The organism is Glaciibacter sp. 2TAF33 (genome assembly GCF_052114945.1).
Classification (GTDB): domain Bacteria; phylum Actinomycetota; class Actinomycetes; order Actinomycetales; family Microbacteriaceae; genus Cryobacterium.
The window spans coordinates 115,328-130,443 of record NZ_JBFRFS010000007.1 but is presented as its reverse complement, the minus strand read 5'-3'; the positions used below and the strand labels follow the sequence as shown (position 1 = coordinate 130,443).

The following is a 15,116-nucleotide window of genomic DNA, read 5'->3' as shown; positions in this document are numbered from 1 at the left end:
CGCCCACCTGGCGCCCGGTTCGGGGTACGTCGCTTCAGCCCGGCTAGGAGACCTTCGCTGCGGTCGCATCCACCGGCGGCGGGAAAATCGCACCGAGGAAGGCGCCCGCCCACTCGATCAGCGCGGGATCGTCGAGGGCCTCCCCGTCCGGACGCGGCATCGGCACCGTGAGCGAACCGTTCTGGGTGAAGTAGCGCGCGCCGGGGTACATCCGCTGCAACCGCACCTGGATCGAGTCGGGCAGGTCGACCGGCGCGACCCGGAGGTTCGAACCCATCGCGACGACCTCGCCGAGGCCGGCCTGCTGGGCGCGCCAGCGCAGCCGGGATACGGCGATGAGGTTCTGCACCGGCGTCGGCGGCTCGCCGTAACGGTCGGTGAGCTCCTCGAGCACCTGGTCGATCTGCCCTTGTCCCGCGGTCGGCGCACTCGCGGCCGAGAGCTTCTGGTAGGCCTCCAGCCGCAGCCGCTCGCTGTCGACGTAGTCCTCGGGAATGTGCGCATCGACCGGCAGCTCGAGCCGCAGCTCGGTCTGGCCCTCGGCGACGTCGCCGCGGAAGGTCGACACCGCCTCGCCGATCATGCGCAGGTAGAGGTCGAAGCCGACGCCCGCGATGTGGCCGGCCTGCTCGCCCCCGAGCAGGTTGCCGGCCCCGCGGATTTCGAGGTCCTTCAGCGCAACCTGCATGCCACTGCCCAGCTCGTTGTTCGCCGCGATGGTGGAGAGCCGGTCGTGCGCGGTCTCGGAGAGCGGCTTGTTCTCGTCATAGAGGAAGTAGGCGTAGGCGCGCTCCCGGCCACGGCCGACCCGCCCGCGCAACTGGTGCAGCTGGCTGAGGCCGTACTTGTCCGCGCGATCAATGATGATGGTGTTGGCATTGGCGATGTCGAGGCCGGTTTCAATGATGGTCGTGGTGACCAGCACGTCGAACTTGCGCTCCCAGAAATCGACCACCACCTGCTCGAGCTGCGCCTCGGGCAGCTGGCCGTGCGCGACCGCGATGCGGGCCTCCGGCACCAATTCGGCCAGGTTGGCCGCGATTCGGTTGATGCTCGACACCCGGTTGTGCACGAAGAAGATCTGGCCCTCACGCAGCAGTTCCCTGCGGATCGCCGCGGCGACCTGCCGTTCGGAGTACGGGCCGACGAAGGTGAGGATCGGATGCCGGTCCTCCGGCGGGGTCGCCAGGGTCGACATCTCGCGGATGCCGGTGACCGCCATCTCGAGGGTGCGTGGAATCGGCGTGGCGCTCATGGCGAGGATGTCGACGTTGGTCTTGAGTTTCTTCAGCTGGTCCTTGTGCTCGACGCCGAAGCGCTGCTCCTCGTCGATGATGACGAGGCCGAGGTCCTTGAAGATGACGTTCTCCGACAGCAGCCGGTGGGTGCCGATGACGAGGTCGACGGTGCCGTCGAGCATCCCGGCGATGGTCTCCCGTGACTCTTTCTCGGTCTGGAACCGGCTCAGCGCGCGCAGGTGGATCGGGAACCCGGCGAAACGCTCCTGGAACGTCTCCATGTGCTGGCGCACCAGCAGCGTCGTCGGCACCAGCATGGCCACCTGCTTGCCGTCCTGGATCGCCTTGAACGCGGCACGCACCGCCACCTCGGTCTTGCCGAAGCCGACGTCGCCCGAGAGCAGCCGGTCCATCGGGATCGGCCGCTCCATGTCGGCCTTGACCTCGTCGATCGTGGTCAGCTGGTCGGGCGTCTCGGCGAACGGGAACGCCTCCTCGAGCTCCCGCTGCCAGGGCGTGTCCGGTCCGAACGCGTGGCCCTTGCTGGCCATCCGCGCCGAGTAGAGCTTCACCAGCTCCACCGCGATATCGCGCACGGCCTTCCTGGCCTTGTTCTTCGCCGCCGACCAGTCGCTGCCACCCATCTTGCTGAGCGCCGGCGCCTCGCCGCCGACGTAGCGGGTGAGCAGGTCGAGCTGGTCGGTGGGCACGAACAGCTTGTCACCGGGGTGGCCGCGTTTCGACGGCGCATACTCGAGCGCCAGGTATTCGCGCTTGGTCTTGACCGCGTTGCGGCCGCCGCTGGACACCTCTCGCTGGGTGAGCTCGAGGAACTTGCCGATGCCGTGGGTCTGGTGCACCACGTAGTCGCCCGCCTTCAGCTGCATCGGGTCGACGACGTTCTTCCGCCGGCTGGCGAGCTTCTTCACCTGGCGGGCGTCGTATCCGACGGTGCGCCCGTAGAATTCCGACTCGCTGACCAGGCTGAGCTTCAGCTCCGGCAGTTCGAAACCGTGGTCGACGGATGCCTTCAGCAGGTATGCGATGCCCGGTTCCGGGTCCGCGGGGAACTCGTCGACCACCCGGGCCGGCAACTCGTGCTCGGCCAGGACATCGGCGGCGCGTTCGACGAGGCCGGCCCCCTGGGCGACGATGGCGACCATCCAGCCGTCCTTCAGTCGCGACGCCAGGTGACCCACCGCACCCTCGACGCTGCCCTGGAAGCTGGGGACGGCATCCGCTTGGATGCGAACCGTGAGGAGGTCGTCCATTTCGCGGTGCTCTGGCAGGACCTCCGTGGGGAGCTCCTCCCCCACCGGGGCGGCCTGGAAGGAACTGAGGGTCCACCAGACGTGCTCGGAGGCGGGCTGGCCGGGGGCGCTGAACTTCACCGAGTCGCGGAGCTGGCCCAGGGTGAGGAAGTCGCCGGAGTCGAGGTCGATCGGGGCTTCTGCGCCGGCGGTGGCGGCATTCCAGGCGGCGGAGAGGAATTCGCGGTTGGTCTCGGCGAGGCTGATCGCGCGGGAGGCGACCCGCTCCGGGGAGATCACGGCAATCGCCGCGCCGGCGGGCAGGTAGTGGGTGATCGGCACCAGGCGGTCGACGAGTGCCGGGGCGAGGCTCTCCATGCCGTCGGCCGGGATGCCCTCGGCGATCTTGGCGAGCATGCCGACCAGGCTCGGGAACTCGTGCTGCATCTCCCTGGCCCGCTGCCGCACGGCAGGGCTGAGCAGCAGCTCGCGGCTCGGCGGCAGGCTGACGGATGCGATCGGTTCGGGCAGCGAACGCTGGTCGGCGACCGAGAACGCCCGGATCTGCTCGACCTCGTCGCCGAAGAACTCCACCCGGTACGGGTGCGGGGCGACCGGCGGGAACACGTCGAGGATGCCTCCGCGCACCGCGAATTCGCCGCGCCGGGTGACCATGTCGACCCGGGAGTAGGCAACGTTCACGAGTTCGTGGGCGATCTGGGCGAGGTCGTAGCCGCGTCCGGCGGCGGTCAGCTCGATCGGTTCGAAGTCGGTGAGGTTGTCTGCGACGGGCTGCAGGGCGGCGCGGACAGAGGCGACGACGACGAGGGGCGCACGCTCGGCGGGGTCTGCGGCCTCCCAGTCGCGCATCCGCCGGAGCGCGTGCAGGCGCTTGCCGACGATCTCGGCGCTCGGGCTGAGGCGCTCGTGCGGGAGGGTCTCCCAGGCCGGGAAGTCCACGATTTCGGCGGGTTTGGCAGCGTCGGAGGCGAAGCAGGCGAGGTTCTCGCGCAGCGCCTCGGATTCGCGGCCGGTTGCGGTGATCACGAGCAGTGCCTGGGTGTTCCCCTGCTCCCTGCGGCGGCGGGCGAGGCCGGCCAGGAGCGGGGCCCGAAGGCCCTCTGTGAGCGAGAAGTCGGCGTCCCTGGCCGCGAAGCGCAGGGCGTTATCGAATGTGGAGGCGCGCGAAAGCGCTGCGATTAAGCCCTGAAGGATCACTCGCACAAGTCTACAAGTTCCGCGAAAACGCAGTAGTTGGGTCTAAACGGGCCGCATAACCCCAACGAGTGCGTTCTCGCGGGGCGTTGACGGGCTTCTCAGGCGGGCGAGTGGAACTTCTGCTGGGCCGTGGTGAGACCGTCGGCGGCGATCGCTTCGACCGCATCCGCGGCATCCGTCAGCAGGTTGGGCAGGGTGGTGCGTTCGGCGGCGGTGAAATCGCGCAGCACGTAGTCGGCGGCATCCTGCCGTCCGGGCGGGCGGCCGATGCCGACGCGCACCCGGGTGAAGTCGTTCGTGCCGGTCGCGGCGATGATGTCACGCAGGCCGTTGTGGCCGCCGTGCCCGCCGCCGGCCTTGAGTTTGAGCGTGTCGAACGGCAGGTCCAGCTCGTCGTGCACCACGATGAGGCGCGACGGCTCCAGCGAGTAGAACCGCAGCAACGCCGCGACCGGGCCGCCGGATACGTTCATGAACGTGTTCGGTTTGGCCAGCACGAGCTTCGGCCCGTCGGGGAAGCTGCGCCCCTCGGCGACCGTCGCGTTCGTCTTGTGCGACTTGAAATTGGCCGACATACGATCGGCCAGTTCGGCCAGGACCATCTGGCCGACGTTGTGTCGGTGGCCGGCGTAGCCGGGCCCGGGGTTGCCGAGCCCGACTACGAGCCAGAGATTATCGTCCAGAGGACTGCTCCTCGTGCGACGAAACCACATGACGCATCCGCTTCAAGACGCTATGCAGCGTGACTATTCAGCGGGCGCAGCGGCAGGAGCCTCTGCAGCGGCCTCGGTGGTCTCCGGCTCTTCCTCGCCACGCGGCGCGTGCACGTAGAGCACGAGCGTGTCGGGGTCCGAGATGAGGACGGCACCGGTCGGCAGCGAGATGTCCTTGGCGTGGATCTGGGCGCCCTCTTCGAGGCCCTCGATGTCCACAGACACGTTCTCGGGGATGTGGGTGGCCTCAACCTCGAGCAGCAGGGTCTTGGTGTCGAAGTCGGCGATGGTGCCGGCCGCGGGCTCACCGGTGACGTGCACGGCAACCTCAACCTGCACCTTCTCGCCCTTGCGGACGACGATGAGGTCGAGGTGCTCGATGATCTGTCGAACCGGGTCCTTCTGCACGTCCTTCACCAGGGTGAGGTGCGTCGTGCCGTCCAGGTCGAGCTCGAGCACCTGGTTGGCCTTGCGCAGCAGCAGGCCGATGTGGTGGGCCGGCAGCGCAACGTGCACCGGATCGGTGCCGTGGCCGTAGATGACGGCGGGGATCTTGCCGGCAACCCGGAGCCGGCGGGCGAAGCCCTTGCCGAACTTCTCGCGCAGTTCGGCGACAACCTTGTTGTCTTCAGCCATGATGTTTCTCCTTGCGGGGCAGATGCGCCCTGATCGATGGTTCACAGGCTGTGCCTGCAACGTATGGGTACTGGTTCAACTCGAACGCATTGTCAGCGTGAGGAAAAGAGGAAGTCTTTTCGCCGCGTCGATAACGGATGCCGTACTCGCGGTCGCCCGCCAGCGTTGTCATCCCTCGCCGAAGTTCAGTTCGCCAGTCTAGCAGCCGCCGCAGGCCCCGTTTGGCCCGCCCCATTCCCGCCCTTTCACGTCGCCGAGAACGCACTTGTTGGGGTTATCGAGCGCTCATAACCCCAACAAGTGCAGACTCGCGGGGCGGTCAGAGGGACGGGCGCGACTCCTCGGCGACGGCACGGAACGCGGCCGCCCGGCTGCGGAGTTCGTCGAGGTCGCCCCCGCGCACCGAGTCGCCGAGCAGCGGGCTGCCGATCCCGACCGCGATCGCGCCGTATCCCAAATACTCCGCCGCCGCGACGGTAGTGACTCCGCCCACCGGCACGAAGGGCACCAGCGGCAGCGGTTCGCGCAGTGCCTTCAGATAACGGGGGCCACCGACCGACCCGGGGAAGAGCTTCACCGCGGTCGCGCCGAGGCCCACAGCCGTGAGCACCTCTGTCGGCGTCAGCGCACCGGCCACCACGGGGATCCCCCGTGCCACCGACTCGGCGACGCTGTCGGTGACGGCCGGGGTCACCATGAAGCGCGCACCGGCATCCGCCGCCCGTGCCACGTCGTCGCGCGTCAAGACGGTGCCGGCGCCGATCATGCAGCGGTCACCGCCGAGCCGCTGGATCTCACCGATGACTCGCAGCGCGTCCGCAGTCACGAGCGACACCTCCAGGAAACGGATGCCGCACTCGACCAGCGTGACGCCCGCCCTGATCGCGGCATCCGCGTCGCTGCCGCGGATGATCGCGAGCAGCCTCTCCTGCGTGAGATCGTTCAGGAAGTTCTCGTTCATGTTCACCATTCCGCCAGGGATCCGTCAGGGTGCCGCCAGATCGGCGACCGCCAGCTGTGGCCGCGGGCATCTGCCGCCCGCACCGCTTTCTCGTCGACCTCGATCCCCAACCCGGGGCCGGTCAGCCGCTCGATGCTGCCGTCGACGAATCGCAACGGGGTCTTGTCGACGACATAGTCCAGCAGTTCCGCGCCCTGGTTGTAGTGGATGCCGATGCTTTGCTCCTGGATCAGGAAGTTCGGCGTCGAGAAGCCGACCTGCAACGAGGCGGCGAGGGCGATCGGGCCCAGCGGGCAATGGGGCGCCAGCTGCACGTCGAAGGCCTCAGCTACTGCAGCGATGCGACGCACCTCGGAGATTCCACCGGCGTGGGAGAGGTCCGGCTGGGCGACGGCGATGCCCGCCTGAAGCACGGGCAGGAAGTCCTGCCGGTTGTAGAGCCGTTCCCCCGTGGCGATGGGAACGGATGTCGAGCGAGTGAGGTCACCGATCAGGTGAGAGTTCTCGGGAACGACGGGTTCTTCGATGAAGAACGGCCGGAGCGGTTCGAGCAGCGGCGCGATGCGGCGGGAGGTGGCCAGGGTGAACCGGCCGTGGAAGTCCACGGCGACATCCCGGTGCGGCCCGAGCACCTCACGCGCGGCGGCGACCCGATCGAGAACGCCGTCGATCTCGGCAACGGAGCCCATCCGGCTCATGATTCCCGACGCGTTCATCTTGACGGCGGTGAGGCCAACGGCGAGTTGCGCCCCGATGGCGTCGGCGATGCCGCTGGGGTCATCGCCGCCCACCCAGCCGTACACCCGGATCCGCTCGCGCACGGCTCCGCCGAGTAGCTCGTGCACGGGAACGCCGAGGGCCTTGCCCTTGATGTCCCAGAGCGCCTGGTCGATGCCGGACAACGCGCTGCCGAAGACCGGCCCGCCGCGGTAGAACCCGCTCTTGGACAGCACCTGCCAGTGGTCCTCGATGCGGCCGGGATCGGTTCCGATCAGGTATTCGGCGTACTGCTCGACGACCGTGCGCACGGCGTCTGCGTGCCCTTCCAGGCTCGCCTCGCCCCAGCCGACGATGCCGGCATCCGTTTCAATGCGTACGAACAGCCACCGTGGCGGAACCAGGAAGGTTTCGATCCTGACGATCTTCATACTCTGCTAACCCTTCGTGGCGCCGGCCGTGAGGCCAGAGACGATGTACTTCTGGGTGAACAGGGCGATCACCATGATCGGAACCGTGACCACCACCGCCGCGGCCATCAGACTGCCCCAGTCGATGCTGGCGTAGGAGACGAAGTTGAAGATCGCGACAGGCAGGGTCTTGGTGTTCGCGCCGGAGAGCACCAGGGCGAACATGAAGTTGTTCCAGGAGAAGATGAACGAGAGGATGCCTGCCGTTGCGAGCCCCGGGACCGACAACGGAAGCGTGATCCGGGCGAACGCCCCGATCGGGGTGAGCCCGTCGACCTGCGCCTGTTCCTCGAGCTCCAGCGGCATCGAGTCGAAGAAGCTGATCATGATGTACACGATCAGCGGCAACGCCACGAACATGTGCGAGAGGATCAGCACGCCGAAACCGCCGACCAGGCGCAGGTTGGCGAAGATGAAGTACCACGGCACCAACAAGCTGACGCCGGGGATGATCCTCGCCATGAGTACGACCATCGCCGAGCGGTGCATGGTGAACCGGCTCATCGCGTACGCGGCCGGTACTCCCAGGACCAGCGACAAGACGGTCGACCACAACGCCACCCAGAAGCTGTTGAAGATGAAGCTGAAGTAGTTGTTGCGACTGAGCACGTTCGCGTAATTGTCGAACGTGGGTGTGAACAGCAGCGTCTTGCTCGCGTCGTAGATGTCCACGTTCGTCTTCAGCGACGCGATGAACATCCAGACCAGCGGCGCCACGAACATCAGCACCACCAGGGTGAGCGCGACCACCCGGAAGACCGGGTAGGCGCGAGGCTTGCGCCGTCTGGCCTGCACCGGGGCCGGCCGAGCCGAGGCCACCGGTGTGGTGAGGAGAGTGTCGGTTGTCACCGGTTCGCCTTTCTACGGAATGTGACGAGCCACATGATCCCAATGATGAGCAGGAAGAACAGGATGAGCACCGTCGAGGCGATGCCGTAGTCGTTGTAGTCGAAGCTCAGCCCATAGGCGTACACGTTGAGCGTCTCCACCTCATGGAACGAACCGCCGCCCTTGCCCTTGGTGGCGTAGAGGATGTCGAAGGTCTTCAGCGCGTCGATGCCCCGCAGCACGATGGCGACGATGACCGTCGCCCGCAGGAGCGGCAGGGTGACGAACCAGAATCGCTGCCAGGCGTTGGCGCCGTCGATCCGCGCGGCCTCGTCGGGTTCTTCGGAGAGCGAGGTGAGGCCGGCCAGGAGGATGAGCACGATCATCGGCGTCCATTGCCAGATGTCGACGAACATCAGTGTCGGCAGGGCGGTCGCCTGACCGCTCAGCCAGGGCTGCGGCGGCACGCCGAACCAGCCGAGCAGCTGGTTGGCGAAGCCGATGTTCGGGTCGAAGATCAGCCGCCACATCATGCCGACGGCGACGGGCGTGGCCACCAGCGGCAGGAGGATCGCGACGCGCACCCACTTCTCGCCCTTGAACGGGCGCCAGAGCAGCAGCGCGATGCCCATCCCGAGTACCAGTTCGACCGCCAGGGCGCCCCCGGTGAAGATGAAGGTGCGCGCAACGGCCGGCCAGAATCGGGTGAAATCGCCGAAGACCTCGAGGTAGTTGTCGAAGCCGACGAACTCGGACTCCGCCCGCACAGAGCCTTCGGTGTCTGTGAGGCTGAGGTAGATCGTCCAGAGCAGCGGGACGGCGATCAGCAGGCCGACGAAGATCATCGCGGGCGCCGCGAACAGCCATTTCCTGTGGTGGTTTGCCCAGGCGGAGAAATTCATCCGCGCGGTGGGCGTTCTGCTGACCAGTGCGGTCATCGTTCACCTCGGTTCAAGGTCTGCAAACAGGGGGTCGAAAACGGATGCCCGGCACCGGCGAGGCGCCGGGCATCCGTTTCAGGGGTACTTACTTCTCGTCGTCCAGCAGGGCCTGGAAGGCCTTGTTGGCGGCGTCGGCGGCGGCGTCGGAGTCGCCGCCGGTGATGGCGGTGACAATCGGGTCGCCGACGATCTCACGTGCCTCTGGCACCTTGATCACGAGCGGACGGTCGTGGCCGATGCCGTTCTTGGTGCTGACCGCGATAGCAGCGGCGAGGTCCTCCGGGTAGGTGGAGACTCCGTCGGGGTCGTTCCAGACCGAGGTGCGCGCACCGGGCACGCCGTTCTTCTGGATCTCCAGCGTCATGTCCTGGCTGGTCGCCCACTGGATGAACTTCCAGGCGGCGTCCTTGTGACCGGATGCCTCGTTGACCCCGAGCGCCCAGGAGGGCACGTTGTACGCCTTCGAGCCGGACTTGCCGGCGGGCATCGGCGCGAAGCCGACCGTGTCGGCGACCTTGGAGTTCGCCGGGTCGGTGGCGTTCTTGTAGAGGCTGTCGGCCTCGGTGTAGAGCCCGGCACCGCCCTGCGTGAAGATGGCCATCGCCTCGGACCAGCTCATGTCGGTGCTGACGTTCTCGGGTCCGTAATTATGGATCAGGCCGCCGTAGAAGGCGTAGGCCTTCTTGGCTTCGGGGCTGTTGATGTTCGCCTTGCCGTCTTTGCCGATGAAGTCCCCGCCGAAGCTGTAGAGGAAGCTGGAGAACTGGGTGACCGCTGCGGACTTGCCCGTGCGGGCGACGAAGCCGGCGACGCCGGGGTTCTGCTCCTTGATCGCCTTGGCGGCGGCTTCGAGCTCGTCCATGGTCTTAGGGACCTCAAGGCCTGCCTTCTCCAGCAGGTCCTTGCGGTAGTAGAGCACTTCCTGCTCGGTGATGATCGGCACGCCGACCACCTTGTCCTTGTAGGTGGTCGAGCCGACCGGGCCGGACTGGAAGTCATCCCAGGCCCACTTCTTGTCGGACGTGACGTCATCGGTGAGATCGGCGAAGTATCCGTTCTTGGCGAACTGCTTGCCTTCCTGCAGCGGGCGGTACATCATCACGTCGAGGTCGCTGGTGCCGGCGTTCAGCTTCACGTTGTACTGGTCGGAGAGCTGATCTTCGCCGTACTGGCTGAGCGTGACCTTGATTCCGGTCTTCTTCTCGAACTCGGGGATCTTGGACTTGATGATGTCGGTCCACACATGGTTCACCAGGGTGACGCTGAGCGTCTTCGACCCCTGGTCGGCTTTGTCGCTGCCGCCGCTGTCGCCGGAACTGCAAGCCGACAATGCTCCTGCGGCGAGGAACGCGGTGGCCGCGATGGCGGCGACCTTCACAACTGAATGACGCTTCACTGTGTCTCCAATCTGGGAAGCCTGCGTGCGCAGGCCTCGGCAATGCATCTTTACATCTGCCTCAACGCACGAGGTTACTGAATAAAACATACTTATTCAACTCTGTAGCCATAACGATATGCTTTGTCGCATGACGGATGCCGCAGCACGCCCGAGGACAACCGCCTCCGAGGGGCCCGCGCCGATCATCGCCGCCGGAGGGGCGGTGCTGAGCGGCCTGCACGCGCGCGTGCTCGACCGGCTGGGTGCTGCTATTTGCTCTGGCGAGCTGGCGGACGGGACGATCGTGCGGATCGAGGAGTTCGAGGGGCACTACGGCGTCTCCCGCTCCGTGATTCGCGAGGCGCTCCGCGTGCTGTCGTCGATGGGGATGGTTGCGTCGCGTCGGCGGGTCGGCGTGCTGGTGCTGCCCGCGTCGGAGTGGAATCTCTACGATCCACAGGTGATCCGCTGGCGCCTGGCGTCACCGGGTCGGATCGCGCAGCTGCAGTCGCTGACCGAATTGCGCACGGCAATCGAACCGGAGGCCGCCCGGCTGGCAGCTGAGCGCGCGTCACTGGAGGACGGGAGCGCGCTGATGGGCCTCGCCGGAAAGCTCTGGGCCGCGGGCCAGGCCGGCGACTCCGCGGCGTTCCTGGAGCTCGACATCGAGTTCCACCAGCTGGTGCTGGCCAGTTCGGGCAACGAGATGTTCGCGAAGCTCAACTCGCTGGTCGCCGAGGTGCTCACCGGACGCACCCACTACGGGTTCACCCCGGATCACCCGGCCACCGAGGCGCTGCAGTTCCATGTCGACGTGGCCAGCGCCATCCAGCGCGGCCACGGCGATGAAGCGCACGCGGCCATGCTGCGCATCATGGACAAGGCGTTCACGGAGATGAGCACGATCGAGCACAGCGGCGCACCCGAATAGGCATCCGCCACGCCGGAAAGCCGGTGGGCGGGACCGGGCGTCAGTCCGCGGGCGCGGTGTCGGCAGGCGAAGCGACGGCGGCCCTGGCCAGGCGTGAGCGGATGCGTCCCACGGCGTCGGTGAGGATCTCCGGCACCGACCGGCTGATGTCGACGACCACGCCAGGTTCATCGGCCTGCAACTCTTCCAGGGTCGCGAACTGGGAGTCCAGAAGCGCGGACGGCATGAAGTGGCCGCTGCGTCCCTCGAGCCGGGAGGCGAGGACTTCGCGGGTCCCGCTCAGGTGCACGAACACCGTGGCGGGGGCCTCGGCGAGGATCGCGTCACGGTAACTCCGGCGGAGCGCCGAGCAGGCGACGACGACGCCGCTGTCCGCACGGCCGGCGTCGGCGAGGACCGTGCCCACGGTGGCTAGCCAGGGCCAGCGGTCGTCGTCGGTCAGCGGGATGCCGGCGGCCATCTTCTCGATGTTCGAGGTGGAGTGCAGCGAATCGGCGTCGACGAACGGAATCCCCAGCCGGTCCGCGATCAGCGCACCGATGGTCGACTTCCCGCACCCCGAAACGCCCATGACGACGATCAGTGGCGCTTCGGGGTGTGAGTGAGTCATCTGTTCAAACTACCTTTACCAGTCGTGGACGGTGCCGTCGGCGAGACGGTTGTACGGAAGGTACGCGGTCTCGTACGGGTACTTGCCTGCCTCGTCGACGTCGAACTCGACGCCGAGCCCTGGCTTGGTGCCCGGGTGCAGGTAGCCGTCCGCGAACGTCATCGACTGCTCGAAGACCGCGTTGGTCTTGTCGCCGTGCTGCATGTACTCCTGGATGCCGTAGTTGTGGATCGCGAGGCCCACGTGCAACTGGGCGGCGAAGCCGACCGGCGAGATGTCGGTCGGGCCGTGGAAGCCGGACTTGATCTGGTACTGCGCCGCGTAGTCCATGACCTTCTTGAGCGGGCTGATGCCGCCGAAGTGGGTGGACGCCGCGCGCACGTAGTCGATGAGCTGTTCCTTGATGAGCGACTGGAAGTCCCACACCGTGTTGAAGATCTCGCCGATCGCCAGCGGCGTGGTGGTGTGCTGGCGAACCAGTCGCAGCGCCTCCTGGTTCTCAGCGGGCGTGCAGTCCTCGAGCCAGAACAGGTCGTACGGCTCGAGCGACTTGCCGAGCTTGGCGGCCTGGATCGGCGTCATCCGGTGGTGGCCGTCGTGCAGCAGTGGCAGCTCAGGGCCGAACTCGTTCCGGACCGCTTCGAACACGGTCGGCAGGTGACGGAGGTACGCGCGGGTGTCCCAGTCTTCCTGCGCCGGCAATGCGCCGCGCTGGGCTGGCTCGTGGTCGTAGCGCACACCCTCGTTGCCGGGGAGGCCCTTGTTGGAGGCGATGCCGTAGATCGACTCGAGTCCGGGAACCCCGGTCTGCACACGGATCGAGCGGTAACCGAGTTCCTGGTGGTGGCGGATGCTGTCGAACAGCTCCGGAAGTTCCTTGCCGGACGCGTGCCCGTACGCCATCATCTTGTCGCGGCTGGCGCCGCCGAGCAGGTCGTAGATCGGCATCCCCGCTGCCTTGCCCTTGATGTCCCAGAGCGCCGTGTCGACAGCGGCGATCGCCGCCATGGTGACCGGGCCACGACGCCAGTAGGAGCTGCGGTACAGGAACTGCCAGGCGTCCTCGATCCGCGAGGCGTCGCGGCCGATCAGCAGGGGCACGACGTGCTCGCTGAGGTAGGACACGACGGCCAGCTCGCGGCCGTTGAGGGTGGCGTCGCCGAGGCCGGTCAGGCCGTCATCCGTCGTCAGCTTGAGGGTGACGAAGTTGCGGTCGGGGCTGGTGACAATGACTTCTGCCTTGTCGATCTTCATTGCTGTTCCCTTACTCGTGAGTTGGCGTGGAGGAAGACTAGTCGATGGAGGATTAGTCGGTCGGCGGGGCGCCGTTGGGTCCGCGTGAGACGGTGAACGACGCAGTGGAGAGTGCCGGGTCGATCGGAATCGCAGAACCGGTTGCCGCTCGGCGGGCCGCGATCTCGGCCACGATCTCCTTGTGCTTCTTGTCGGTCAGCGGGTAGAAGACCATTACGACGGCAGCGATGACGGATGCCGCGAGCGGGATCAGTCCGGCACCGGCCCGGATACCCAGCTCGGCATGCGCGGTCTGTGTCGCAGCGCCCCCGACGTACCCGCCCCAGGCCAGTGCGAACGCGGCGAGTGCGCCGCCGACAGCCTGGCCGGTCTTGCGGGTGAAGGAGAACAGCGCATAGGTGATGCCCTCGGCGCGGACGCCGGTCTTCCACTCGCCGTACTCGACCGTGTCGGCCTCGAGCGTCCAGACCAGCATGTTCACCAGGACGATACCGACCTGGCAGAGGACTAGTCCGCCGAATCCGAGGGCCGGCAGTCCGGACGGGGCGAAGAACACGATCAGTCCACCGACCGCCATGACGACCGCACCGAAGATGTATCCGTTGCGCTTGCCGAAGCGGCGTACGATGCGCGGGATGAACGCGGCCAGTCCGAAGGTGGCGACCAGCTGCACCATCGAGATGACGGCGTAGAGCGGCAGCGAGTGCAGCACGTCGCGCAGGTAGAACAGCTGCACGGTGGCCAGGGCGAGGTAGCCGGTGAGGAACACGAAGGAGCTGATGCAGAGCAGGAGCAACGGCTTGTTGCCCTTGAGCACCGCGAAGCTTTGCTTCAGGGAGACGTGGGCGACGTCGCGGACCACACGCTCCTTGGCGGTGAACACGGTGAAGAAGTAGAGGGCGGTGCCGACTACAACGAAGCCCAGGGTCATGAAGGTGAACAGGGTCTGCAGGTCGGCCCCGGGCACGATCAGCGGGGCGACGAAGATTCCCAACCCGGCACCCACCAGCATGCCGCCGATCGAGCGGGCGCTGGCGAGCTTGGCCCGCTCCCCCGAGTCCTGCGTCATGGCGCCGGCCAGCGAGCCGTACGGGATGTTGACCAGGCTGTATGCCAGGCCGAGCGCCGCGTAGGTGAGGTAGGCATAGATGAGCATGCCGCTCTCGCCGATCTGCGGCACCGAGAAGGTTGCGGCGGAGAGCAGCAGGAGCGGGATCGAGCCGAACATGATGAACGGGCGGAACTTGCCGAACTTCTTGCTGTAGGTGCGGTCGACGATCCGGCCGGCGAAGATGTCAGCGAACGCGTCGAACACGCGCACGACCAGGAGCAGGGTACCGGCGGCGGCGGCGGAGATACCGGCGACATCCGTGTAGTAGATCAGCAGGAACATGCTCGCGGTGGTGAAGGCGAGGTTGTTCGCCGCGTCGCCAGCGCCGTAGCCGACGATACTCAGTTTGCTGAGCTTGCCGGCCGGCTTCCCGACCTCCGCGGCTGGTGCCGCCTGGTTCGGTGCGATGGTTGAGGTCATTGCGGGGGCTCCTTTACCCATGTTCTTCACGGATGCTTAGTTGTTCGGCACTGCGCTGCTGTGCGCTGCTGAGGTGGCGCGCCGGGTGCGGCGGGCGTGCAGGGCGTGGGAGCCGGCCACGCCGGCGACCGGGTCGGTCACGAATGCGCCGTCGAGGGCGAGATGCCCCGGGCGAGCCTGCGGATTCAGCATGATGACCTTTCCATTCGCGCCGTTGCGGTGCGCTTCCTTGCGATTGTTGTCATGGTGGTCTGCGGCGGGCCGCGGATCAGAACCCGTTAAGTGAAACACTTAATACAGCGTTTGGCAAACGGTTGCCAGAGTTCTCATCGTGCTCACAGGATGCGTCCCGTACCGGCCGTATGCCGTGCTCACCCGGTCGGGGTCGCGCGCGACGACGCTGGGCGCGCGAAAATGCCCCGGGCGCGCGCGATTTCGGG

General features: G+C 66.8%; 13 protein-coding genes. 1 reads left to right on the top strand and 12 read right to left on the bottom strand.

Going from position 1 to position 15,116, the window contains the following annotated elements; translation table 11 throughout:
• Window positions 1-43: 43 nt before the first annotated feature.
• The 8 genes from mfd to AB4Y94_RS08770 form a co-directional block, all read right to left on the bottom strand.
• Complete coding sequence (mfd, locus tag AB4Y94_RS08805; RefSeq protein WP_441727357.1) at window positions 44-3,706, bottom strand: transcription-repair coupling factor; 3,663 nt, start codon at window positions 3,704-3,706, stop codon at window positions 44-46.
• A 98-nt stretch (window positions 3,707-3,804) separates the two neighbouring features.
• Complete coding sequence (pth, locus tag AB4Y94_RS08800; protein WP_441727356.1) at window positions 3,805-4,419, bottom strand: aminoacyl-tRNA hydrolase; 615 nt, start codon at window positions 4,417-4,419, stop codon at window positions 3,805-3,807.
• A gap of 33 nt (window positions 4,420-4,452) precedes the next feature.
• Entirely contained in the window at window positions 4,453-5,055 is a 603-nt protein-coding gene (locus tag AB4Y94_RS08795; RefSeq protein ID WP_441727355.1) for a 50S ribosomal protein L25/general stress protein Ctc, read from the bottom strand.
• Between the two features lie 319 nt (window positions 5,056-5,374).
• On the bottom strand, window positions 5,375-6,016 hold the full coding sequence (locus tag AB4Y94_RS08790; RefSeq protein WP_441727354.1) for a bifunctional 4-hydroxy-2-oxoglutarate aldolase/2-dehydro-3-deoxy-phosphogluconate aldolase: 642 nt from the start codon (window positions 6,014-6,016) through the stop codon (window positions 5,375-5,377).
• A gap of 2 nt (window positions 6,017-6,018) precedes the next feature.
• A complete protein-coding gene (gene dgoD, locus AB4Y94_RS08785) occupies window positions 6,019-7,164 on the bottom strand; it encodes a galactonate dehydratase (RefSeq protein ID WP_441727353.1) in 1,146 nt (381 codons plus the stop codon).
• A gap of 6 nt (window positions 7,165-7,170) precedes the next feature.
• Window positions 7,171-8,052 (bottom strand): carbohydrate ABC transporter permease, encoded by an 882-nt coding sequence (locus AB4Y94_RS08780; protein ID WP_441727352.1) that lies wholly within the window; start codon window positions 8,050-8,052, stop codon window positions 7,171-7,173.
• On the bottom strand, window positions 8,049-8,969 hold the full coding sequence (locus AB4Y94_RS08775; protein ID WP_441727351.1) for a carbohydrate ABC transporter permease: 921 nt from the start codon (window positions 8,967-8,969) through the stop codon (window positions 8,049-8,051). The genes AB4Y94_RS08780 and AB4Y94_RS08775 overlap by 4 nt, the downstream gene beginning before the upstream one ends.
• 88 nt (window positions 8,970-9,057) lie before the next feature.
• The gene (locus AB4Y94_RS08770; protein WP_441727350.1) at window positions 9,058-10,368 is read right to left on the bottom strand and encodes an ABC transporter substrate-binding protein; all 1,311 of its coding nucleotides are present in this window, start codon (window positions 10,366-10,368) and stop codon (window positions 9,058-9,060) included.
• A gap of 130 nt (window positions 10,369-10,498) precedes the next feature.
• Between AB4Y94_RS08770 and AB4Y94_RS08765 the strand changes: the two genes are divergently transcribed.
• Entirely contained in the window at window positions 10,499-11,281 is a 783-nt protein-coding gene (locus AB4Y94_RS08765) for a FadR/GntR family transcriptional regulator (RefSeq protein WP_441727349.1), read from the top strand.
• A 40-nt stretch (window positions 11,282-11,321) separates the two neighbouring features.
• Here the strand turns inward: AB4Y94_RS08765 and AB4Y94_RS08760 are convergent, their stop codons facing one another.
• The 4 genes from AB4Y94_RS08760 to AB4Y94_RS08745 are packed head-to-tail and all read right to left on the bottom strand — an operon-like array spanning window position 11,322 to window position 14,868.
• Window positions 11,322-11,891 (bottom strand): gluconokinase, encoded by a 570-nt coding sequence (locus AB4Y94_RS08760; protein ID WP_441727348.1) that lies wholly within the window; start codon window positions 11,889-11,891, stop codon window positions 11,322-11,324.
• A gap of 15 nt (window positions 11,892-11,906) precedes the next feature.
• Window positions 11,907-13,145 (bottom strand): D-mannonate dehydratase ManD, encoded by a 1,239-nt coding sequence (gene manD, locus AB4Y94_RS08755; protein WP_441727347.1) that lies wholly within the window; start codon window positions 13,143-13,145, stop codon window positions 11,907-11,909.
• Between the two features lie 52 nt (window positions 13,146-13,197).
• Window positions 13,198-14,676 (bottom strand): glucuronide transporter, encoded by a 1,479-nt coding sequence (gene uidB, locus AB4Y94_RS08750; RefSeq protein ID WP_441727346.1) that lies wholly within the window; start codon window positions 14,674-14,676, stop codon window positions 13,198-13,200.
• A 36-nt stretch (window positions 14,677-14,712) separates the two neighbouring features.
• On the bottom strand, window positions 14,713-14,868 hold the full coding sequence (locus AB4Y94_RS08745) for a hypothetical protein (protein WP_441727345.1): 156 nt from the start codon (window positions 14,866-14,868) through the stop codon (window positions 14,713-14,715).
• Window positions 14,869-15,116 lie beyond the last annotated feature (248 nt).

Bases quoted from the DNA above. Each gene is read 5' to 3' on its own strand.
- manD (WP_441727347.1), bottom strand. From the start codon at position 13,145: ATGAAGATCGACAAGGCAGAAGTCATTGTCACCAGCCCCGACCGCAAC.
- AB4Y94_RS08775 (WP_441727351.1), bottom strand. From the start codon at position 8,969: ATGACCGCACTGGTCAGCAGAACGCCCACCGCGCGGATGAATTTCTCC.
- pth (WP_441727356.1), bottom strand. From the start codon at position 4,419: ATGTGGTTTCGTCGCACGAGGAGCAGTCCTCTGGACGATAATCTCTGG.
- AB4Y94_RS08765 (WP_441727349.1), top strand. From the start codon at position 10,499: ATGACGGATGCCGCAGCACGCCCGAGGACAACCGCCTCCGAGGGGCCC.
- AB4Y94_RS08745 (WP_441727345.1), bottom strand. From the start codon at position 14,868: ATGCTGAATCCGCAGGCTCGCCCGGGGCATCTCGCCCTCGACGGCGCA.
- AB4Y94_RS08790 (WP_441727354.1), bottom strand. From the start codon at position 6,016: ATGAACGAGAACTTCCTGAACGATCTCACGCAGGAGAGGCTGCTCGCG.
- AB4Y94_RS08760 (WP_441727348.1), bottom strand. From the start codon at position 11,891: ATGACTCACTCACACCCCGAAGCGCCACTGATCGTCGTCATGGGCGTT.
- dgoD (WP_441727353.1), bottom strand. From the start codon at position 7,164: ATGAAGATCGTCAGGATCGAAACCTTCCTGGTTCCGCCACGGTGGCTG.
- AB4Y94_RS08795 (WP_441727355.1), bottom strand. From the start codon at position 5,055: ATGGCTGAAGACAACAAGGTTGTCGCCGAACTGCGCGAGAAGTTCGGC.
- uidB (WP_441727346.1), bottom strand. From the start codon at position 14,676: ATGACCTCAACCATCGCACCGAACCAGGCGGCACCAGCCGCGGAGGTC.